The organism is Natronomonas gomsonensis, from assembly GCF_013391635.1.
GTDB classification, from domain to species: domain Archaea; phylum Halobacteriota; class Halobacteria; order Halobacteriales; family Haloarculaceae; genus Natronomonas; species Natronomonas gomsonensis_A.
Genome location: NZ_JACAWU010000001.1, coordinates 623,465 through 644,772, shown reverse-complemented (window position 1 = coordinate 644,772; position 21,308 = coordinate 623,465). Strand labels below are relative to the sequence as shown.

Sequence of the window (21,308 nt, the reverse complement as noted above, 5' to 3'; positions counted from 1 at the left end):
CGGGACGGCCGTCAGTCGGTGGTCGCGGTCGTGTCGGGAGGCTCCGAACGGGAGGGTTTCGCCGTGCCAATGTAGTTGTCGAGCGCGTAGGGTCCGGCGCCGGTGATGAGCAGCGCCGAGGCGAGGCTGAACGCGCCGATGTGTGCGAGGACGGGGTCGTCGGGAATGCCGAACAGCGTGAGCGTGAAGACGGTCAGTGCGGTCAACGCCGACATCCGGGTGAACAGTCCGAATGCAATCGCGATGCCGAGCCCCAACTCGGCGAACCCGGCGCCGAGGACCCACAACTCCGGCGGAACCGGGACGACCTCCACGAGGCGGTACTGCTCGACGACGGCCAGCGCCATCTCCGGGGCCAGCAGTTTCTCGAAGACGCCGAGGAACGCGAACGTGACGCCCATCCCGACGCGGATGACGGTCGGGACGAACCGCTCGTAGGGTTCGATGGCGTCGTTGAGCCACCCTGCGGCGTCGTGAATCGGGTCGACCCGTCCGTAGAAGGTGCCCTCGGCGGTGGCGACGGTCCCGAGGGTCTCGTCGGCGCTCGGCCGGCCGCTGCCGACGAGCGCGATGGCGAGAAAGCCCGGCACCCACTCGAGGGAGTACACGGCGAGCGGTTCGAGCGCCAGCGTCACGAGGTAGGCCGCGAGGCCGACGAGCGCGGCCACCCGCGTCGCCAGTCCGAACAGCAGGGCGAAGCCGAGGCCGATTTGGAACAGCCGCGTGCCCGGGAACATCGGCTCTACGACCGGGTTGAACAGGTAGCCGGCGAACCCGGCGCCGACGAGCGGCAGGCCGAACCCGAGTCGGAGGAGCCACGGGAGCAAATCGCCGTAGTCGGCCAGCGCCGCCCGGAACACCTCCACGTCTCGGCGGAACGGCCGCACTCGGAGGTAGACGACGATGGCCAGAAGCGTCGCGACGGCGCCGCCACCGAGCACCGCCGCGTTCGTCGGGTCGGTCAGCGACGTGGCGAGGAACTGGAGTCCGTCACCGACGTCGTCCGCGCTCGTCACGTAGCGCACGTGGGCGGCCGCCACCCCCGGGACGGCGAGGAGTCCGAGGACGGCCGACAGGAGCCACCTACGGGGTCGTTCGGCGCGAAGTTCTAACATAATCTTTCCTTATATTTTCGAACCACCTAAATCCGCGGTCGGTGGGCCGACACGTCTACCAAACGATGACTTTAGGACGGTGCCACCGTTCGATTCGGTGTGGACCCGTCGCGAATCGTCGAGGAGTTCCCCGCGCCGTCGTTCCGCGGGGCTCAAGAGCAAGCCCTCAGTGACATCCGCGACGCTTTCGCCGCCGGCAACGACGTCGTTCTCGTGCGTGCGCCGACCGGCAGCGGCAAGTCGCTTCTCGCCCGCGCCATCGCCGGGTGTGCCCGGCGCCCCGGTGAGGCCGAACACGTCCAGGCCACCGGCGCCTACTACACCACGCCGCAGGTGTCCCAACTGGACGACGTGGCCGGCGACGAACTGCTCGAAGATTTGAGCGTCATCCGCGGGAAGTCCAACTACGACTGTATCCTCCCCGGGGAGACCTCGACGCCGGTCAATCAGGCGCCCTGTGCCCGCGAGCGGGGGTTCGACTGCCCCGTCAAACACCGGTGTCCGTACTTTTCGGACCGCTCCATCGCCTCGAACCGCAATATCGCGGCGATGACGCTGGCGTACTTCATGCAGACCGCCGGCAGCGACGTGTTCGGCAAACGCGACGTGGTCGTCGTCGACGAAGCCCACGGTCTCGCCGAGTGGGCCGAGATGTACGCCACTATTGACCTCTCACCTGCCGAAGTTCCCGTCTGGGACGCCTGCGAACCGCCGAATATCGACGGCCTCTCCGATGTGGAGGACTACGTCGAGCGACTGACGAGCGTTTGCTCGCGTCGACAGGAGGAACTCCGGGGGAAACTCGAACTCTCGCCGGCGGAGGCCGAAGAGCGGGATCAACTCGCCGAGTTGGTTCGGGACCTGGGCTGGTTCCTCGAAGACCTCCGTGACCCCGAGAGCCCGACGACGTGGGTGGCCGACCAAAGCGAGAATCGCGCTATCACCGTCAAACCGCTGGACCCGGCGCGGTACCTCCATCACACCGTCTGGGACCGCGGCAACCGGTTCGCCCTGCTGTCGGCGACCATCCTCAACAAGGACGCCTTCTGCCGAAGTGCCGGCCTGAACCCCGAAAACGTCGCGCTGGTCGACGTGCCCCACACCTTCCCCGTCGAGAACCGCCCGCTGTACGACGTGACACAGGGGAAGATGACCTACGAACACCGCGACGAGACCCTCCCGAAGGTCGCCCGCAGTATCGTCCAAATCATGGCGAAACACGACGACGAGAAGGGACTGATACACGCCCACTCCTATGCCATCGCCGACCGACTCCACGAGTTACTCGACGATTTTGGCGTCGCAGACCGAGTTCGCGGCCACGACAGCGAGAACCGCGACGCCGCCCTGTCGGGGTGGAAACGGAGCTCCGGCGCCGACGTGTTCGTCTCCGTGAAGATGGAGGAGGCGCTGGATTTGAACGGCGACCTCTGTCGGTGGCAGGTGCTGTGTAAGGCGCCGTATCCGAACACCAACGACTCCCGAGTCGCCCAGCGACTCGAAGACGGCCAGTGGGGGTGGTACTACCGGACGGCGCTCCGGACGGTGATTCAGGCCTGCGGTCGGGTGGTTCGGGCACCCGACGACTACGGCGCGACGTATCTCGCCGATTCCTCGCTCGTCGACCTCTTCGAGCGCGCTCGCCACGACATGCCCGAGTGGTTCGAAGCACAGGTCGACCGGATGACCCGTCCGGAGCTACCGTCGTTCGACCCGCCGTCGGCCGTCGGTGACGCCTCCGGGTCGGATTCCTCGCCGTCCCGACAGCGCTCGAAATCGACCTCCCAGACCTCGAACGCCCGGCGCTCGGGGTCCATCGACGACCACCCGCTGTCGGACGTCTGGGGCGACGGTTAGAAGAGACTCGCCGCGTAGGCGACCATCGAGGTCACCATCAGCAGCGCGAAGAACAGCGCGAAGATTTTCTGTCGGTCCATACCCGGCGTTGCTCCCGCCGTCTTATAAGTCCCTCGCCGTCGCGTCGACCCGGCTACCGCCACGGAACGTCGCTTCCACGTCCCGAACCGCCTCGATGCCGTCGCGGGGGTCACTCCCCAACGCGAGGAAGTCCGCCCGAGCGCCCGGCGTCAGCGTTCCGACATCGTCGGGAACGGTCCGCCCAGCGACTCGCGTTGCCGCCTCGATGGCCGCTACCGGCGAGAGGCCGACCTCCTCGACGAGGAGTTCGAGTTCGAGCGCGTTCTCGCCGTGGGGGACGAGGTCGGGTCCCATGAAGTCCGTCCCGGTGGCGATGGGAACGCCCGCCTCGTGGGCGCGACGGACCGACTCGACGTGGGCGTCGAAGGCCTCTCGGGCCTTCCGAAGGCCGTACTCGGGGACGCCGTGGTCGGCACCGGACTCGACGATGCGGGACATGATGGAAAGCGTCGGGACGAACGTCGCGTCGGTGTCCAGCATGAGGTCGATGGCCTCCTCGTCGAGGTAGAAGCCGTGTTCGATGGTGTCGACGCCGTTTTCGAGGGCCGAAACGACGCCCGCCGTTCCCTGTGCGTGGCTGGCGACCTGTCGGCCGGCGCGTTCGGCCTCCTCGGTGAACGCCCGGATCTCCGCGTCGGTGAACTGCCGTTCGTCGGGGGCGTCCTTCTCCGAGAGGACGCCGCCGGTGGTCATTATCTTCAGGCAGTCGACGCCCTCGCGAATTCGCTGTCGGGCGGTCTTTCGGCACTCGTCTTCGCCGTCGGCCAGCGTCGCGATGCCGAGGCCGTCCTCGTTGGCCCACTCGTAGGGCAGGAAGTGGGCGTCACCGTGGCCGCCCGTTTGGGAGATGGAGCGCCCACTGGTGTAGACGCGTGGTCCCGCTATGTCGCCCGATTCGATAGCCTCCCTGAGCCCCAACGCGACCGTACTGCCGAGGTCCCGAACCGAGGTGAAGCCGGCGTCGAGCAATCGTCGGCAGTCTGCACTCGCCCGCGCCGCACAGACGGCGTCGCTCGCCAGCACCCAGTCGGTGGGGTCCATCGTCCGCAACCCCTGCATGTGGACGTGGGCGTCGATGAACCCCGGAATGACGACGCTGTCGGTCAGATCGAGCCGTTCGCCAGTCGGTTCGACGTCCTCCAGTGGGCCGGCCTCCGTTACGGTGCCGTCCTCGATACTGAACCGCCCGTCCTCCAGCACCCGACCGTCACCGTCGAGAAGCGTGCCGCAATCGACGTGCATACTCATCCGTGCAGGTCCAACTCACATAGCATCGGCGGTCACTCCGGTGTCGGTCAGTCCACACGGGCGTCGACGACACCGTGGACGACGCCGGCGCTGTGGCTCTTCACAACGCGTGTGTCGAGTACGTCGACCGACCGGCCGTCCGCGGCGGCCTCCAATCGCGCTATCGGCCGCTCCGGGAACAGTTTCTCGGGTGTCGCTTCGTGGAGATGGAGCGTTCCACCCGAAACGAGGGACTCGAGCGCCGCATCGAGATAGTCGGCGGCTTCGTAGTAGCCCATCACGACCCGGTCGGCGGTCGTCTCCACGTTGCGGCAATCGCCCAAGACGGCGCGAAACCGCTCGGAGACGCCGTTCAACATCGCGTTCTCGACGAGCAGGCGGTAGGAATCGGGGTCGATTTCGGCGGCGGTCACCTCGGCGCCGGCGCGGGCCATCGGCAGCGCGAAGTAGCCGATGCCGGCGAACATGTCGAAGACTCGTTCGTCCGACTCGACGACCTCGCCCATCCGGGCGCGTTCGGCCTTGTTCCCCGGCGAGAACATGACGCGAGAGAGGTCCACGGCGTACTTCGTGCCGTGTTCGACGTGGATGGTCTCGGTGTCGCCGGTCCCGGCGACGACCTCGGCGGTGGGGTCCCGGCGCGTTCCATCGATGCCCCCGCGGGCCAGCACCGTATCGGCCTCGCCGTGGAGGTCGAGTAGTGCCTCGCCGGCGGCCTCGCGTCGGTCCGCCGACAGCGACCCCTCGGCGGACACGTCGCCGAAATCCGCCAGAATGACGCTGCCGATGACGGCCCACGAACCGGGTGCGGCGTCGATTTCGGACGCCGAGAACCCGCGGTCGGCCAGCAGGTCGTCGAGGCCGCGCTCCCGACGGGGTAACTCGAGGGGGCGAACGTCGGTGACGGCCGTCGACTGGGGTGCTTCGGTGACGGGGACGGCGATGTGGCTCCCGTCGTAGGGTTCGACGCTCCGGCCGGAGTCGTAGACGCCCTCCGCACGCAGCGCGTCGATGGCCGTCTGCGTTCGCGACTTCTCGACGACTGCGGCGAGGTCGTTGCCGTCTCCGCCGGTCATTCCTCGTCGCCGTCGGGGAGGACGTGCAACCCCTCGCGGTGTTTCAACACCGGCACCTCGTCGGCGTCGGGGTCCATGTAATCGGGACGTGGGACGGTCTTGGCCTCGAAGGTTTCGGGGTCCAGCACCTGCACCGCACGCTCGTCTTCGACCGCGACGACGGTCGTCCGTTCGGCGTCCGCTCGGGTCCCGAGCTTCCGGGCGTCGGGGGCGATGCCCTCCTCGAAGTCCGCCTCGTAGCGCTCGCCGGTCTCCACCCGCTTGCCCTTGAGGTTCCCGTGGGCGCTGGTAACGACGACGGGGCCGTCGCCGTCGTCGAGGTCGATGACGTCGCCGGGAGTGTACGGCGGCAGGCGCGCGACGAAGGTGACGCGGTACACCTCGTTGCCGTCGCCGTCCTCGGTGACCAGCGTCGGCGCATCCGAGACCGACCCCCCCAACTCACGGACGATGCGGTGGGCGATGCCCTGTCCCATCTGGTTGGTCGAGATTTTCATGTTCAGGCCGTCTTTCGTCTCCTTGGTCTCGGTGATGAACGCGTTGCGGTCGCCCGTCGCCTCGCGCTCGGCGACGTACTCCTCGGCGATTTCTTTCGCGCGGTCGTTCTCCTCGGGCGTCGGGTTACGCTCGGTACCTCGAACCTGGACGATGGCGGCGTAGTAGTCGCCGGCGATGCGGCCACAGCGGTCGCAGGTCTCCCGGGAGATGTAGACGGGAACGGTCACTTCCTCCGAGAGCGGCGTCTCGCGGATACGGCCGGTGAACAGACAGTGCATCCGGATGGTGTTCTGGTCGATCTGTTCGGGTTCGACCCCCCAGTCGACCTCTTCGGCGTCGACGTGGACCGACAGCCGTTCGGCCGTCTCCTCGACGGCGATGTCGGTGTAGTCGCGGGCACCCACGTCGACCCAGCGCTTCCCGCGGTGGAGAGCGCCACACTGGCTACACACCCGGACCTCGATGCGGTCGGGGGCGTCGACCAACTCGAAATCCTCGAAGTAACAGTCGTCACACAGCACGGAATCGGGGTCTTTCGGTCCGCCCGGGAGGTCGGCCTCTGACGGCCGCTCGACGGCGTCGCCACAGCGCGGGCAGAACTCACCGGAGCGGGGGCCGGAACTCATTGGCGGTCGTAATCGGCCGAGGCGTTTAAGCGACGCGGCACGCGGGCGTCCCGTTCAGGCGTCTTCCCGACACTCCAGCAGTTTCCCTTCTGCTCTCGGGTCGGGGGGCTCCTCGCCCGGGACTTCGACCCGCCAGACGACGTTCTCGTCGACGTAGTATCGGGCCTTCCACCAGTAGTCGCCGTGGAACCGGTTCGCGTGGAGGGTGAGTTCGACCGTCGTGCCGTCGACGTCGAAGTACGCCGTCCCCGACTCCCCGGGTGCGGATGGCGGTTCGAAATCAGAGGACAGCGACGCGACCAATTCGATGTAGCGGTCGACCTCCTCGCCCGGGGGTTCGATGTGGTGTTCGGCCTCACCTGACTCGGCGGCCTCCTGAAGCACCTCGCGGAGCGTCTCGTCGTCGACTTCCTCGATGGAGACGATGTCGGCGTCGTCGGGGGCGTCGGCCGTCCTCGCGCCCACATTGAGCGTCGGCCGGTAGATGCCGCCGCTCCCCGAGAGAGTGGCCTCGTAGCCGCCGTCGACGGTGGTGGGGTCCTCCGAGACACCCACCGACAGCCCGTATGAGTCGACTCGAGATTCGGGTTCGTACTCGACGACCTCCTCGCGATAGTAGACGTGTTCGTACGCTTCGAGGAACGACGCCACCGCCTCGCTGTCGAGGTCGCGTGGCCACTCCACGTCGAGGTCCTGACTCGTCGGACAGCTTTCCGGCAGTTCGCGGGTGTCGCTCCCGGGAAGGGTGTCGGTACAGCCGGCGAGCGCCGCCGCGGTCGCACCAGCGGCGACGAGCAAGGCGCGTCGATTCGGCGTTGGGTCCATACACGACTGTCCGGTAGAGGACGGGGTGGGTTTTGTGATGACTCAAACGCCGGCTTGAGTTATCGACTCGGGTTCCGCGTCCTTCAGAGCACGTCGCCGCCCCACGTCCACTTCGTGTCGAGGACGTAGCGGTAGATGCCGCTGATGCCGATGGCGACGGCGTTGGCGAGCAGATACTGAACCGACACCCACTCGACGAGCGCGAACAGGACGCCGAGTTGGATGGGTATCGCCGACCCGCGGACGAGGTTCGTCTTCAGCAGGCCGTACAGGTACGCCGAGAGACCGGTGTTCTGGTCCGCCTGGAACGTCCAGGCGTTGTTCAGAACGTACTGAAAGATGATGGTGGTCTCGATGGCGACCGTCGCTCCCACCAGATAGTTCCACCCGACGTAGTCGACGAACAGCCACAACAACAGCATCTGGAGGCCGGCAGCGGTCGTCCCGACGGCGACGAATCGCTGGAGTTGCGCCGCCGCCGGCCCGCCGACGAGGTTTCGGAGGAATTGCCGTACCATCTAGCGGTAACCGAGCGCCTCCAACCGTGTCTGGAGGTCCTCGTCGACCTCCTCCGGTCGTTCGGCCTCTGTGCCCCGAAGCGTCGCGGCGTGGGCGGACGCAATCGGCTCGAACAGCTCGATGACGGACCGCTGTTCCTCGGTCGGTTCCGCCGAGAGGTCGTCCTGTTGTGTCGGGTCCGAGGGTCTGTGATACAGTTCGGTCCCGCCCGACTCGACGTTCTCGATGTAGGTCCACTCCTCGTCGCGGACGCTCACGAGGAGTTCGCCGTCGCCGAGGGCGCGGGGAATCGGCTGGTCGGTCACGTCCTCACCGCGGACGGTCACGGAGACGACCGGGTCGTCGGCGGGGTCGACGCCCGAGGTGACGGCCGGAACGAGCGTCTCGCCGGCCCACGCCGAGGGGGCCTCGGCGTCGAGGAGGTCAGCAATCGTCGGCGGAATCGAATCGAGAGAGACCTGCCGTTCGACGCGCCGTGGTTCCGTTCCCGGCACGTCGACGAGCAGCGGAACCCGAATCAGTTCGTCGTACAGTTTCGGGTAGTGTGCGAGGTGGCCGTGTTCCTGGAACTCCTCGCCGTGGTCGCCGGCGACGACGAACGCCGTCTCGTCGGCGACGCCGGCGGTGTCGAGTGTCTCCAGTAGTCGGCCGATACTGGCGTCGACCTGTCGGGTCGCACCCTGATACAGCATCCGGAGGCTCTCGAGGGTTCGGTCGCTGACCTCGCGTCCGAGTCCCGTCTGTGCGTGGGCGAGCAACATCCGGTGGGTGCCGACGGTGTCGCCGGAGACCTCCCGGATGTACCGCGGTGCGGGGACGTAGGGCGTGTGGGTGTCCATGTAGTGGACCCACAGGAAGAACGGCGACTCCGTCTCCTCGATGAACGACTCGGCGGCGCCCTCGACGTCGGCCATTCGAGAGGTGTTGAGGAAGGGCTTGTCGTCGCTGCCGCCGCGGAGCCAAGAGGCGGCTCGGCGGAACGGCGAAGTCGCCAGCTGGAGCCACGCCTCTACGGTCGGGTGGCTCGCCAGATACTGGCTGTAGATGCTGCTACCGATGTCGGCGACGAAGGCGTCGAACTCGTCGAATCCGGAATCGTAGTTCCAGTGAGAGGTGAGGAAGCCGTTCGCGGCGTTGAAGCCGGCGGTAGAGACGCCGGCCTCCGAGAGCACTGTCGCGAGCGAGTTCGCTGGTTCGACGCCGATATCGCCCGTATCCGCGAAGACGGGTCTGGACGACAGTATCGACGGGAACGAAAACGGCGTCCAGTTGCCGGTCGCGAAGGCGTTCTCGAACACCGTTCCGCGGTCGGCCATCGAATCCAAAACCGGCGTGTGTCGTTCGTCGTCGTACGGGCCGATAGCGTCGGCCCGCAGCGAATCCACCGTCACGAGAACGACGTTCGAAACCGGCGTGTTTGATTCCATTGTGATGACTCCATCGGTAGCCCGCGAAAGCGTTCGGACTCCTTGTGGGTATCTCAGGAGCCTCACCGCCTAAATACCGTGGGTTTCGGCGCGTTTGGTCAGCGACGGGGAGACACCGAATCTATATTCCCGCCACTCACACCCCTCGTATGGACAATCCAACAGTCGACGAGTTCGGCTCCCGGCGCTCGACGATGTACGGACCGAACGGCGCCGTCGCGACGAGCCAACCGCTGGCGGCGGAGGCAGGCCTCCGGACGCTACAAGACGGCGGTAACGCGTTCGACGCCGCCGTCGCCACCGCCGCGGCACTGAACGTCACCGAACCCACCTCGACGGGGTTGGGTGGCGACGTGTTCATGCTGTACCGCAGTGCCGACGGCGAGGTCGGCGCGATGCGCGCCTGCGGCGGCGCCCCCGCGGGTGCGACCCGCGAGAACGTCCGCGAGGCCGTCGCCGACGAGCAGGGGGTCGCCCCAGAAGAAGCGACGATGCCGGAAACCGGCGCCCACGCCGTGACGGTTCCCGGTACTGCCCGCGGCTGGGAGGCCACCGTCGAGGGATTCGGCCGCCTCACGCTCGCGGATGCGCTGGGGCCGGCCATCGAGTACGCCACCGAGGGCTACCCCGTCACCGAGGTCATCGCCAGCGCGTGGGAACACGGCGAGGAACTGTTCGAGTCCGACCACGCACGCGAGGCGTACCTCGTCGACGGTGAGCGCGCGCCGAATCCGGGCGAGACGGTCCGACTCGAAAAGCTCGGTGAGTCGATGCAGGCCATCGCCGAAGAGGGTGCCGACGTGGTGTACGAGGGGTACATCGCCGAGGCCATCGCCGAGGAGGTCCAGCGGGCGGGCGGCTTCATGACCGTCGACGACCTCGCGGACTTCGAGGTCGAGTACCCCGACCCCGTCTCGACGACCTACGGCGACGCGGAAGTGTACGAACTCCCGCCGAACAATCAGGGTCTCATCGCGCTGGAGGCGTTGAACATCGCCGAAGAGTTGGGCGCTCGGGAGCATCCGGCGGACTCGGCGGCGCGGGTTCACTACCTCGCCGAGGCGATGAAGTTGGCCTTCCACGACGGCCACCGCTACATCACCGACCCCGACTTCGAGGAGATTCCACCACTGGCCTCGAAATCGTGGGCGGAGAAACGCGCCGCGACCGTCGGCGAGGAGGCCTCGGACGTCTCCTTCGGCGTCCCCGACTCAAACGCCGAGGACGCCGACACCGTCCTGCTGTGTGTCGGCGACAGCGAGGGCAACGTCGTCTCCTACATCAACTCCCGATTCGCCGGGTTCGGGAGCGGCCTCGTCGCCGGCGACACCGGTATCGCCCTCCAGAACCGCGGGGCGTCGTTTTCACTCGATGACGACCACCCGAACCGGCTGGAACCGGAGAAGAAGCCGTTCCACACGCTCATTCCGGGGCTGCTGAAGCGCGGCGACGACGACTGGTCGGCCTTCGGCGTCATGGGCGGGTTCATGCAACCGCAGGGGCACCTCCAGACGCTCGTCGGAATGGTAGACGACGGCAAGACGCTACAGGAGGCACTCGACACCCCGCGATGGCGCTACCGAGAGGACGGCCGCCTGGCCGTCGAGGCACGGATGCCGACTGCGGTCCAGAACGGCCTGCTCCGCCGCGGCCACGACCTCGAAGTCCTCCCGCCACTCATGTTCGGCGGCGCACAGGTCGTCCGCAACGAGGACGGAACGCTGTCGGCGGCGACCGAACCGCGGAAGGACGGCAACGCGTCGGTGTACTGAGCCCAGGTGACACTGCGGCCCGACGGCATCGCCGACGCGCGGACTTTTAGCCCTTCGAGGCTAAAGTGAGCGTATGCAGTGGCAAACCGACTGGGGGCTCCGCCTTCGGATGGGGTTCACCATGTTCCTGCTGTTCGCCCTCTATCTCGTCTTCGTCGGCGTGTTGACGCTGTACTTCGGGAACCTGCTGATTCCGGCGATTCTGCTCGGAGCGTTCTCGCTGGCGCAGTACTTCTTCAGCGACAAACTCGCCCTCCGCTCGATGGGGGCCCGAACGGTCAGCGAGGAGGAGTACCCGCAACTCCACGCACAGGTCGGCCGCCTCTCCCAGCAGGCCGACCTCCCGAAACCCGACGTGGCGGTCGCCGACAACCGGACGCCGAACGCCTTCGCGACCGGCCGCTCGCCCTCTCACGGCGTCGTCTGCGTGACGACCGGGCTACTGGATGCCCTCGACGACGACGAACTCGAGGGCGTCATCGCTCACGAACTCGCCCACATCAAGAACCGCGACGTGGCGGTGATGACCATCGCGTCGTTCCTCTCGACTATCGCCTTCCTCATCGTCCGCTGGGGGTGGCTGTTCGGCGGGCGGAACCGCAACGGGGCGCCCGTCATCGTCGCCATCCTCGTCTCGCTCGTCGTGTGGGTGATTTCGTTCCTGCTCATCCGGGCGCTCAGTCGCTACCGCGAGTACTCCGCCGACCGCGGTGCGGTCGCCATCACGGGCAACCCCTCAGCTTTGGCCTCGGCGCTGATGACCATCTCCGGCCGGATGGACCGCATCCCCGAGGAGGACCTCCGCGAACAGGCCGAGATGAACGCGTTCTTCATCATCCCAATCAGCAAGGGGTTCATCGGGAAAATCGCCCGGACGCACCCACCGACCGAAAAACGCATCGAGGCGCTTCGGGAGATGGAACGGGAGATGGAGACCTAATCGTCCTCGGCGGGCGCTCCACCATCGCTCAGGAGGTCGACCACTTCGACGAGGACGGCGACGGCCAGCGGCCCGGCGATGATGCCGATGACGCCGACGGTGAGGACGCCGCCGGTAAAGCCGACGAAGTAGAGGCTGGCGGGGAGGCGTGCCTGACTCGACGCCAACCGCGGGCGGACGAGCAGGTCGGGAAGGAGACCGATGAGTAAGGGACCGAGAACGATGATGCCGACCGCGCGGTCCGGCATCCCGATGACGAAGTCGTAGCCGGCCAGTCCGACCGCGAGCATTCCGGGGCCGACGATGGGGACGAACTGGAGGATGGCGGAGATGACCGACAGCACGACCACGTCGCTGTAGCCGAGGATGTAGAACACGACGAGTGCGATGGGGAACGTGACGACGGCGGTCGCAGCCTGGATGACGTACAGCGCGTACAGCGTCCCCGAAATCCGGTTGTTCAGTGCACGGAGTACGTCGTGGTACTGCGGAGGGGTGATTTCGAAGGCGGCCCGGCCGACGGCGTTCGGTCGCAACAGGAGCCCGTACAGCAGGATGGTGAACATCCCGAGTTCGAGCAACAGGAAGATAGACGAGAAGGCGAGCGAACTGGCGATGTCGCGGACGATTTCGGTCGCGGTGGCGACGAGTTCGGCCGTCTCTTGGGTCGTGACGAAGCCGAATGCCTCGACGGTAATCTCCTCTGGGAGGTTTCGGAACAACTCGAGTATCGCGTCCCGCCGTCTGAACACCGTCCAGATGATGGGCGAAAAAAGGACGACGACGACGACGAACGCCAGCGTCGTCACGAGGGCGCTCGCGACTCGTCGGGAGGTGCCGCGGTCGACGAGTCGCTGTCGGACCGGGTAGAGGACGTAGGCGACGGTGATGGCGAAGAAGACGACCTCGACGACCTCCCAGAGTATCGCCGCCGTCAGGAGGGCGACGGCGACGAACAGGGCAGCGAGGACGTACCGACGACGACGGAGTGATGACACAGGCCTGATTGTTCGGGGGAGGCCAAAACCGTTTCCCGCCGACGGCCCGCCCGCCGAACGCGCCGCTTAAGTACACGGAGAGGTACCACTCGGTAATGAGACGACGCACGTTCATCGCAGGTGCGGGAACCGCCGTCGCCGCGACGGCCGGCTGTGTCGGCTACACGGGCGGCAACGAGGGCGACGGCGTCGTCACCGTCGCCACCTACGAGTCCTTCGTCGACAGCGAGGACTCCATCGGCCCGTGGCTGAAGGAGAACTTCGAGGCCGACCACGACGCCGAAATCGAGTTCACCGTCCCGAGTTCCGGTATCAACCAGTACATCCGCCGGGCACAGGAGGGCGCCGACATCGACGCCGACCTCTTCGTCGGCCTCAACGTCGACGAACTCATCCGCATCGACGAGGAACTCGACGAGCCGTTGTTCGACTCCCTCGCCGGCGACCTCGAACGCTCCGACCGCGTCCTCGACGAACTCCGGTTCGACCCCGACGACCGTGCGATTCCCTACGACACGGGCTACATCAGCCTCGTCTACGACGAGCGCGAGGTCGAACCGACGACGTTCGAGGACCTCACCGACGAGGCCAACCGCGGGGAACTCATCACGCAGAACGCCCAGGAGTCCGACCCCGGCCTCGCCTTCCTCCTGTGGACCGTCCACGAGTTCGGCGCGGACGGCTACCTCGACTACTGGCAGCAACTGGAGGACAACGAGGTTCGGATTCTCGGGTCCTGGAGCGACGCCTACAACGCCTACACGAACGAGGCCGCCGACATGGTCGTCTCCTACTCGACCGACCAGGTGTACAACGGCGACACGCCGAGACACCAGGTCGGCTTCCTCAACGACCAGGGTTACGCCCAACCCGAAGGGATGGCCCGGTTCGCCGACGCGCCGGACGCCGACGCCGCGACCGACTTCATGGAGTTCATGCTCCAACCGGAGGTACAGGGCGTCATCGCCGAGCGGAACGTCCAGTTCCCGGCCGTCGACGACGCCGAACTCGACGAGGAGTTCGCCAGCCTCGCCCACGTCCCGCCGGAACCGGTCACGTTCGGCTACGACGAACTCGCCGGCAACCTCGACGGCTGGGTCGACGAGTGGGCCCGACAAATCGTCGAGTAGATGGCTCGCTCCCGTCGGCGCGTCGACACCCCGTTTCTCGTCGCCGGCCTCGCGACGGCCGCGCTGCTGGCCGTCATGCTGTACTACCCGGTGGGGAGCGTCCTCGTCGAGGCGGTGTTCTCCGACGGTCGCCTCACGCTCGAACCGATACGCGACGTTCTCACCGACTCGCTGTACTTCGGGGACCTCGCCGGCGTGTTCGCGGGCGAATCGCCGGTGGAACTCCTCCGTTCGGTGCTCGCCGGGGAGGCGAGTTTCGGCCGGTTCGGCTTCACGGCGTATCAGGCCGTCCTCTCGACGCTCCTGAGCCTCGTAATCGGCCTGCCGGGGGCGTACGTGCTCGCGAACTACGAGTTCCGCGGCCGTCGGACGGTCCGGTCGCTGACGCTCGTTCCGTTCGTTCTGCCCTCGATTATGGTCGCCGCCGGGTTCGCGGCGATGTTCGGCATCAACGGCCCGCTGAACCGCGCGCTCGCCGCAGTCGGCCTCCCGACGGTCGAACTGATGTTCACGCTGGAAATCATCCTGCTGGCTCACGCCTTCTACAACGCGCCGCTGGTCGTCCGGGTCGTCGCGGCCGCCTGGGAGGGCGTCGACACCCGGATGGTCGAGACGGCCCGAAGCCTCGGGGCTTCCCCCCGGCGGGCGTTCCTCGACGTCGTCGTCCCGCAACTCGCTCCTGCCGTCCTCACGAGCACGCTGCTCGTCTTCATCTTCACGTTCATGTCGTTCCCAATCGTGCTGGCGTTGGGCGGATTCCAGTTGGCGACCGTCGAGGTGTTCCTCTACGACCGCATCTCCCGGCTCCAACTGGAGGAGGCCGCGGCGTTGGCCGTCCTCGAAGCCGCCATCACGCTCGGGCTGACCTACGCGTACCTCCACTACGAGCGCGCCCAAGCCGCCACACGCGGTGTCGCCGCTCAGACCCGTGAGCGCCTGTTCGCCCGCGTCGACCTCGAACGCCTCGCCATCGCCGGCTACGGGGTCGTGATTGCGGTCGTCTTCGTCGGCCCCATCGTCTCGATGCTGCTGGCGAGCGTCCTCGACGCCAACGGGGGGTTCACCCTGCAGTACTACGAGTTCCTGCTCGACCGCCAGGACGCCGTCGTCGGCACCCAACCGGACGTGGCCATCCGGAACTCCCTTGCCTTCGCCGTCGGGACACTCGTCCTCGCGGTGCCGATGGGCGTCGTCGTCGCCCTCGCAACCGCCCGCGACACCCTCTCCGCCCGCGTCGTCGGGACGCTGGCGATGCTCCCGTTCGCCGTCTCGGGTGTCGTCGTCGGCCTCGGATTGCTCCAGACGGTCGTCTTCGGTGTCGAGGTGTTCGGTCTCCAACTGCAGGTCACCGGCGCCGTCGCCATCGTCGCCGCCCACGCAGTCGGCGCCTACCCCTTCGTCGTCCGGACGGTCACGCCCGCGCTCTCGTCTATGGACGACAGATTGGTCGAGTCGGCGCGCGCGCTCGGTGCCTCCCGGACCCGGGCGCTCCTCGACATCGAACTCCCGCTCGTCGCGCCCGCCGTCGCCGCCGGCGCCGCCTTCGCCTTCGCCATCTCCGTCGGCGAGTTCAACTCCACGGTCGTCCTCGTCGAGGGCGGCGACGCCTACACGATGCCCGTCGCCGTCCAGCGGTATCTCTCCGACAGGACGCTCGGCCCCGCCACCGCGATGGGGTCGGTGCTTCTGGTCGTCACGAGCGTCAGTTTCGTGGTCATCGAGCGTCTCGGGGCGTACGGAGGACTCGAGTGATGCCACGCGAGGAGTGCGTCGGGTCGCGAAACGAGAGGTGGCGGCCGTGAGGGTCGACCTCGACGGTGTGAGCAAGCGCTACGGTCCGACGACGGCACTGTCGGACGTGTCGCTGTCGGTCGCCGACGGCGAGTTCTTCACGCTGGTCGGCCCCTCCGGGTGTGGGAAGACGACGACCCTACGGCTGCTCGGGGGCTTCGAGGCACCAACTGAGGGGACGGTTCGCTTCGACGGCGAGTCGATGGCCGGCGTGCCACCGGAGGCCCGCGGTGTCGGATTGGTGTTTCAGAGCTACGCGCTGTTCCCACACATGTCCGTCGCCGAAAACGTCGGTTACGGTCTCCGATTCGCCGAGCCACCGGGCGGCGTCACGACCGAGGAGCGAATCGAGGAACTGCTCACCTTGGTCGGACTCGAAGGCTTCGAGGAGCGGGACCCGACTGCACTCTCCGGCGGCCAACAGCAGCGCGTCGCATTGGCGCGGGCGCTGGCGCCCGGCCCGGAACTCCTGTTGCTCGACGAGCCGATGAGCGCACTCGATGCTCGCCTCCGGGAGCGACTCCGTCGGGACGTCCGCGAGATTCAACAGGAACTCGGGGTCACGACCGTCTACGTCACCCACGACCAGGCCGAGGCGCTCGCCGTCTCCGACCGCGTGGCGGTGCTCTCGGATGGCCGGGTCGAACAGGTCGGCCGACCACAGGAGTTGTACCGCCGACCGGCCTCGCGGTTCGTCGCGGAGTTCCTCGGCGAGAACAACGTCTTCGACGCGCAGGTCGTTGACACGACCCGTGGTAACTCGACAACTGCAGGTGAAACAGGGGGGTTGGCCGTTCGGGTGCAGGGGTGCGATTTCGTCCTACCTCGGGTGGAAAACGCGTCCGACGAACGTCTGACGTTCTGCGTCCGACCCGGGGCCTTCGGGGTCGACGCCGGGCGGAACCGACTCACCGGGACGGTCGTCGACAGCGAGTTCCTCGGGGAGACGACGCGGGTCCACCTCGACTGGGAGGGAACGCGGGTCGTCGTCGCACTCGATGTCCCGCCCGAAGCCGACGAACTGACCGTCGGGTTCGACCCGGAGGATGCGTGGATACTGTAATCAAGTCGACCAGAACCGCTCTAATGCGAAATCGAACATATCGGTGCTGACGGCGCCGAACTCCTCGCGGTCGGCATCGCCGAGCAACTCGCGGACACTGTCCCAGGAATCGCGAGCGTAGCGTTCGTCACAGAACACCCGGACGCCGCGCTCGTCGGGGCCGCGGATGACGCGGCCGACGGCCTGTCTGGCCTTCCGGACGGCCGGCACCGCTAGGGCGTATTTGAACCCGTCGCCGAAGGCGCGGTCGTAGGCTGTCCGGACCGCCCGGGTTCGGGGACTGGCGGTGTTGATGATGGGGACGCCACAGACGATGGCCGCCGACAGGCGGTCGCCGCGGTAGTCGACGCCCTCGGTCAGTGTCCCGCGCAGACTCGTCACGAGCACCTTCGGGTCGCCTGCGAAGAACTCGCGTTTCAACTCCTCGGTCGCCACGTCGTCGGTCGCCTCGTCGACGAGCACCTCCTTGTCGTGGCCGTCGAGTATCGAGGCGGCCCACTCGGCCTCCCGGTACGAGGGCATCCCGACGAGGACGTTCCCCGGCGAGTCGGCGACCTGCCGGATTGCTCGGGCGTGGGCGCGCCGGGTGTCGGTGTCTTCGTCGGGGTCGCCGCGGTTCGAGTAGGTGAACTTCGGTGTAGCGACGGCGTAGGAGCCCCGGTTCTCCTCGGGGAACTCCAGTCCGTACGTTCGCTCGACGACGGGTCGGTCCTCTTCGTCTTCGAGATGCCGGAGGCCGGTCACCTCGGCGAAGGCCTCCAGTGGCTCCAGCGTCGCGCTCATCAGGATGCCGCCGCCGAACTCGCCGAGCTGTTCGCCGATGGCGCCCGACGGGAGGCAGTTGTGCAGCGAAAAGCGGGCGGTGTAGGCCCGCCGCCAAGACTCGGCGGGGTGGGTGTCGTCCCACGTCCGTTCGAGTTCGATTTCCCGGAAGAAGTCGGTGTGGTCGGCCCGGTACCACGTTCCGAGCGTCCGGCCCACCGGTGGCGCTGCGCGGCGTTTGTCCTCCTCTTCGACCGTGTCGAGGATGTGGCCGGCGACGGCACACACCGTCTCGGCGCGGGTCCAGACCTTCGCGTCGAAGCCGTTGCGTTCGGCCCACTGTGTCAACTCGTCCGTACCGGGCTGTTCGGGGTCTCTGAGCGGTATTTCGTCGTCGCGCAACTCGGGGAGGTTCCGCCGCCAGTCCGGCCGTTCGGCGTCGAGGTGCTCGGTGATCCGTTGGTCGAGTTCCTCCTGGAGCGCGACGAGAAAGCGCTTGGTGTCGCGTAACTCTCCCAGCGTCACGTCGGTTTCGTTCAGTTCATCCCGAACCGTGGCCGCTTGCTGTTTGGCTTCGCCGCCGTAGCGGGTCTCTGTGCCGCCGCCGGCTTCCTCCATCGCCGCCAGTGGCTCGATGACCCGCGACAGTTCGCTCTCGGCGCTTCGGAGTGAGCGCCCGGAGACGCCGTCGCCGACCAAATCCCGGACCCGCGGTTCGAGCATGTGGGCCTCGTCGCAGACGACGAACGTCTCGTCGTCTATCAACGCGCCGGTGAACGACTCGACGGTCGTCGGGTCGAAGGCGTGGTAGGCGTTTGGCTAATTCGCACACCCTCGGGCTGCCCCGAGCGCGTGTCATATCCGTCCATGTGCGGGCACGAGATACCGGAGAACAGCGGTGTTAAGTCAGCACCGTCGAGTTTATCCCCCAACGACACGGACCACCAGTAGACGCCGACCGTGCCGCTGTCCTGTGCGGGCACAACGGGCACGCCGGCGTCGCGTTCTCGGGTTTCTCGTTACCGATACCTTCGGGTGCGACCGCTTAGGCGTGACGGTCGTCAGAGTTGGGAAAATCGCTTAGAGGTCGCCCTGAGGTGCCGACAATCGACCCCCTTAAATTACTCAGACAGGAGCCGTGGGACGTTCGTACGATAAACATCCTCTATATCGGCGTACGACGGGTGGAGGTAGTCACCGATAGCGGCCCCATGATAGCCCGCACCCGGAGAATCACCGCGGATGTAGTTCAACCGCGAACGCGACAGTCTTCCCGACGACTCCCAGTAGTCCGAGAAGAAGTGCCGACCCGTGTGGCTGGTGACGCCCCGGAGACCCGCCGCTTCGTCCTCCTCGAATCCGTGCCGCTCGTACGCCTCCTGCCATATGTCGTTCACCCTGTTTTGGTCGCGGAAGTGGTCGTGGTGAGTCTCCGTCAAGAATAGCCACGGCTGGTCTGGGGCGTCATACCTTGCCAACAGGTAGCGTGTCAGCACCGCCCGCAACTCCTCATCCAGCGGCATTACGCGGGGGAACCGGGATTTATTCACTATGGGTCCGTGCCCGTCGTCAAACCTCCGGAGCGTCACCGCCGGACCCGTCGAGTTCGACGCCTTTCGGCCCGGTGGGATGTAGATTGCGTTCGAGTGGTCTCGAACCAATCGGTGTGACCCTAACTTCGGGTAGTGGTCACGGAGTGCTGGGTCTGTGAGATTCACGTCTTGCAGTTGGACGTTCAATACCTCACCTTCTCGCATCCCGAGTTTCAGCCCCAACAGTATCCACGCGAGGTCGCGCTCATGTGTCACATCCGCCAGCACCCTCCGGTGTTGGTTAACCGTCAGCGTCCGTGCCCGGAGCCTGTCGTCCGGCGGCCACGGGTACTTCTCGTACACTTTACGGAAGGGAGCGCTCGGGAACGCGGGCGTTGTCTCTTCCTTGGTGAACCACTCGTACCAGTTTGCCAGCAGGCTCACCTTCGAGCGTGCCCAAACCGCTTGATGCCGGCCACATAATTCCTTCGCGAACCCTCGAACGTGATACTCTGCGGGGCACGCCGGGTGACGACCCGGTTCCGCGTCCGCGAGGTACTCAGACCACTCGCGCCACACCTGTTGGTACTCCTGTCGTGTTCGAACCGCTGACCCCGAGTGGACCTCCGCTAGATACCAGTCCATTACATTCTCGTATTCTGCGTTCTCCCGTAGAGCCCGCTCGCCCGCCGTTACCTGCTCGGACAGCGCCGCGAGCGGGTCCGCATCCACGCCTGCCCCGCCCGCAAAGGCCCTACCCGGGTCTATGTCCATCCCACCGTCCGTCAGCACAACGTGCTCCGACTTTGGCTGGTCAGTTCCGCCGTCAGTTGTCGCTCGTCGGGCCATCTTCGCGTTCCACACCTCGTGGGCTGCACCCTCCGGATACTCAGCCGCGGCCATGACGAACACATTGTATACGTGTGGGTGGTGTCGATGCCATGACAGCCACATGTATGCCTTCTCGACCGTTACCCAGTATGGGTTGTATGCCCGCTTTGGGGCCATACGCGATAGCAGGTCTGCACACCACTCCTCCACGTCCGACGGGTGCGCGAGCATCGGATGCCGGCCCTTGTCGGCCATATGGTCGTTCCACGACTCGACGGCCAGCCTCATATCCGACGACTGCCGCTCGCTGTCAGTCGTCAGTGCCCCCGTCGAGGCGTCGTATTCTGCCCACATGTCCCGTCCATCGTACACCGTCGGGTCAAGGTCGTGCCGCCACGGCGCAGGTATATCCGCGAACCGCTTGAACACGCCCAACCGGTCCGCCGGGTCCGCCGACGGAGGCGCACGGTCGTCCGTCATCGCTCTGCCTCCCAAGACAGCGCGTACTCCGGCGCGTCCGTCTCACCCTCGTCAGTGTTCCCGTCGTCGCTATTGTCGACGCTCCTGTCTTCTTTTTCGGTGACCACGACTGTCGCCGCCCTCGCCGTCGCCGCGCCCGACGGAACCTCTGCATGTACCTCCGGTATCTCCGCCATGTACTGCTTCATGCGTGTTGGCACGCCAGCACGAAGGCGTTCGACCGCCTCCGACCACGGAAGCGGTGCGTCCCGCTCCGACAGCATCTTCGTGAACTCGCCACGGTCGGTCGCCTCAAGCCCCCGTTCCAATTCCTCCACGCGGGTTAGCGCCGACTCTGCCGTGTCTCGCCACTCGTCGCGGCTCCGACGGAGCGCTGCGTGGTCCTCGTCCGGGGCTACTTCCGCGTCGAACTTCTTGACGCCCGCTCGGACCCGGCTTTTGACGAAGGATGAGAGCGGACGGTCGGCCGCCTCGGACAGCGTCTCCCACTCCGCCTTCTCTGCCGCTGTTAGGTTCACCGACACCCGAGCGCGTTCCTGCCGCTCGCCGTCGGTACTGTTGGTACTACTCGATTCTGTGCTGTGCGGGCACATGATACACCTCCGGCGGCAGTCAGTATATACTAGACGGTCCTGGGTACAAATGCCGCCAAGCGTCTCATTAATCTGCACCCCAACTCGTCTTCACTAATTCAGCACGTGTGACATCTAACTAGTCTCGATATCTGTGTCAGAATC

At 66.5% G+C, this 21,308-nt stretch carries 17 protein-coding genes; 6 read left to right on the top strand and 11 right to left on the bottom strand.

Annotated elements, in window-relative coordinates; genetic code table 11:
- Positions 1-11: 11 nt before the first annotated feature.
- Positions 12-1,115, bottom strand: a complete 1,104-nt coding sequence (locus HWX69_RS03475; RefSeq protein WP_178915722.1) for a DoxX family protein — start codon at positions 1,113-1,115, stop codon at positions 12-14.
- 99 nt (positions 1,116-1,214) lie between these two features.
- On the opposite strand from HWX69_RS03475, the gene HWX69_RS03470 reads away from it, so the two are divergent.
- Positions 1,215-2,972 carry a helicase C-terminal domain-containing protein gene (locus HWX69_RS03470; RefSeq protein WP_178915721.1) on the top strand — a complete coding sequence of 586 codons (1,758 nt, stop codon included), beginning with the start codon at positions 1,215-1,217 and terminating at the stop codon, positions 2,970-2,972.
- 102 nt (positions 2,973-3,074) lie between these two features.
- Here the strand turns inward: HWX69_RS03470 and HWX69_RS03465 are convergent, their stop codons facing one another.
- The 6 genes from HWX69_RS03465 to HWX69_RS03440 all read right to left on the bottom strand — a co-directional run bounded on the left by HWX69_RS03465 (position 3,075) and on the right by HWX69_RS03440 (position 9,272).
- A complete protein-coding gene (locus tag HWX69_RS03465; RefSeq protein ID WP_178915720.1) occupies positions 3,075-4,295 on the bottom strand; it encodes a metal-dependent hydrolase family protein in 1,221 nt (406 codons plus the stop codon).
- Positions 4,296-4,348: 53 nt separating this feature from the next.
- Entirely contained in the window at positions 4,349-5,377 is a 1,029-nt protein-coding gene (locus tag HWX69_RS03460; protein ID WP_178915719.1) for a class I SAM-dependent methyltransferase, read from the bottom strand.
- A complete protein-coding gene (locus HWX69_RS03455; RefSeq protein WP_178915718.1) occupies positions 5,374-6,501 on the bottom strand; it encodes a 60S ribosomal export protein NMD3 in 1,128 nt (375 codons plus the stop codon). The genes HWX69_RS03460 and HWX69_RS03455 overlap by 4 nt, the downstream gene beginning before the upstream one ends.
- A 54-nt stretch (positions 6,502-6,555) precedes the next feature.
- Positions 6,556-7,326, bottom strand: a complete 771-nt coding sequence (locus tag HWX69_RS03450; RefSeq protein WP_178915717.1) for a hypothetical protein — start codon at positions 7,324-7,326, stop codon at positions 6,556-6,558.
- Between the two features lie 83 nt (positions 7,327-7,409).
- A complete protein-coding gene (locus HWX69_RS03445; RefSeq protein ID WP_178915716.1) occupies positions 7,410-7,844 on the bottom strand; it encodes a GtrA family protein in 435 nt (144 codons plus the stop codon).
- A complete protein-coding gene (locus HWX69_RS03440; RefSeq protein WP_178915715.1) occupies positions 7,845-9,272 on the bottom strand; it encodes a sulfatase in 1,428 nt (475 codons plus the stop codon).
- A 149-nt stretch (positions 9,273-9,421) separates the two neighbouring features.
- Between HWX69_RS03440 and HWX69_RS03435 the strand changes: the two genes are divergently transcribed.
- Both HWX69_RS03435 and htpX read left to right on the top strand, forming a co-directional pair.
- Entirely contained in the window at positions 9,422-11,044 is a 1,623-nt protein-coding gene (locus HWX69_RS03435; RefSeq protein ID WP_178915714.1) for a gamma-glutamyltransferase family protein, read from the top strand.
- Between the two features lie 73 nt (positions 11,045-11,117).
- Positions 11,118-11,984, top strand: a complete 867-nt coding sequence (gene htpX, locus HWX69_RS03430; RefSeq protein ID WP_178915713.1) for a zinc metalloprotease HtpX — start codon at positions 11,118-11,120, stop codon at positions 11,982-11,984.
- Here the strand turns inward: htpX and HWX69_RS03425 are convergent.
- Positions 11,981-12,982: an AI-2E family transporter gene (locus tag HWX69_RS03425; RefSeq protein ID WP_178915712.1), complete on the bottom strand. Its 1,002-nt coding sequence runs from the start codon at positions 12,980-12,982 to the stop codon at positions 11,981-11,983. The genes htpX and HWX69_RS03425 overlap by 4 nt on opposite strands.
- A 95-nt stretch (positions 12,983-13,077) precedes the next feature.
- On the opposite strand from HWX69_RS03425, the gene HWX69_RS03420 reads away from it, so the two are divergent.
- The 3 genes from HWX69_RS03420 to HWX69_RS03410 are packed head-to-tail and all read left to right on the top strand — an operon-like array spanning position 13,078 to position 16,966.
- Entirely contained in the window at positions 13,078-14,112 is a 1,035-nt protein-coding gene (locus HWX69_RS03420) for a thiamine ABC transporter substrate-binding protein (protein WP_178915711.1), read from the top strand.
- Complete coding sequence (locus HWX69_RS03415; protein WP_178915710.1) at positions 14,113-15,864, top strand: ABC transporter permease; 1,752 nt, start codon at positions 14,113-14,115, stop codon at positions 15,862-15,864.
- A gap of 46 nt (positions 15,865-15,910) precedes the next feature.
- Positions 15,911-16,966: an ATP-binding cassette domain-containing protein gene (locus HWX69_RS03410; protein ID WP_178915709.1), complete on the top strand. Its 1,056-nt coding sequence runs from the start codon at positions 15,911-15,913 to the stop codon at positions 16,964-16,966.
- Here the strand turns inward: HWX69_RS03410 and HWX69_RS03405 are convergent, their stop codons facing one another.
- The 3 genes from HWX69_RS03405 to HWX69_RS03395 all read right to left on the bottom strand — a co-directional run bounded on the left by HWX69_RS03405 (position 16,967) and on the right by HWX69_RS03395 (position 21,164).
- The gene (locus tag HWX69_RS03405; RefSeq protein ID WP_178915708.1) at positions 16,967-18,493 is read right to left on the bottom strand and encodes an ATP-dependent DNA helicase; all 1,527 of its coding nucleotides are present in this window, start codon (positions 18,491-18,493) and stop codon (positions 16,967-16,969) included. It lies immediately after the preceding gene.
- Positions 18,494-18,849: 356 nt separating this feature from the next.
- A complete protein-coding gene (locus HWX69_RS03400) occupies positions 18,850-20,571 on the bottom strand; it encodes a site-specific integrase (RefSeq protein WP_178915707.1) in 1,722 nt (573 codons plus the stop codon).
- The gene (locus tag HWX69_RS03395; RefSeq protein ID WP_178915706.1) at positions 20,568-21,164 is read right to left on the bottom strand and encodes a hypothetical protein; all 597 of its coding nucleotides are present in this window, start codon (positions 21,162-21,164) and stop codon (positions 20,568-20,570) included. Before HWX69_RS03395 ends, HWX69_RS03400 begins: the two co-directional genes overlap by 4 nt.
- Positions 21,165-21,308 lie beyond the last annotated feature (144 nt).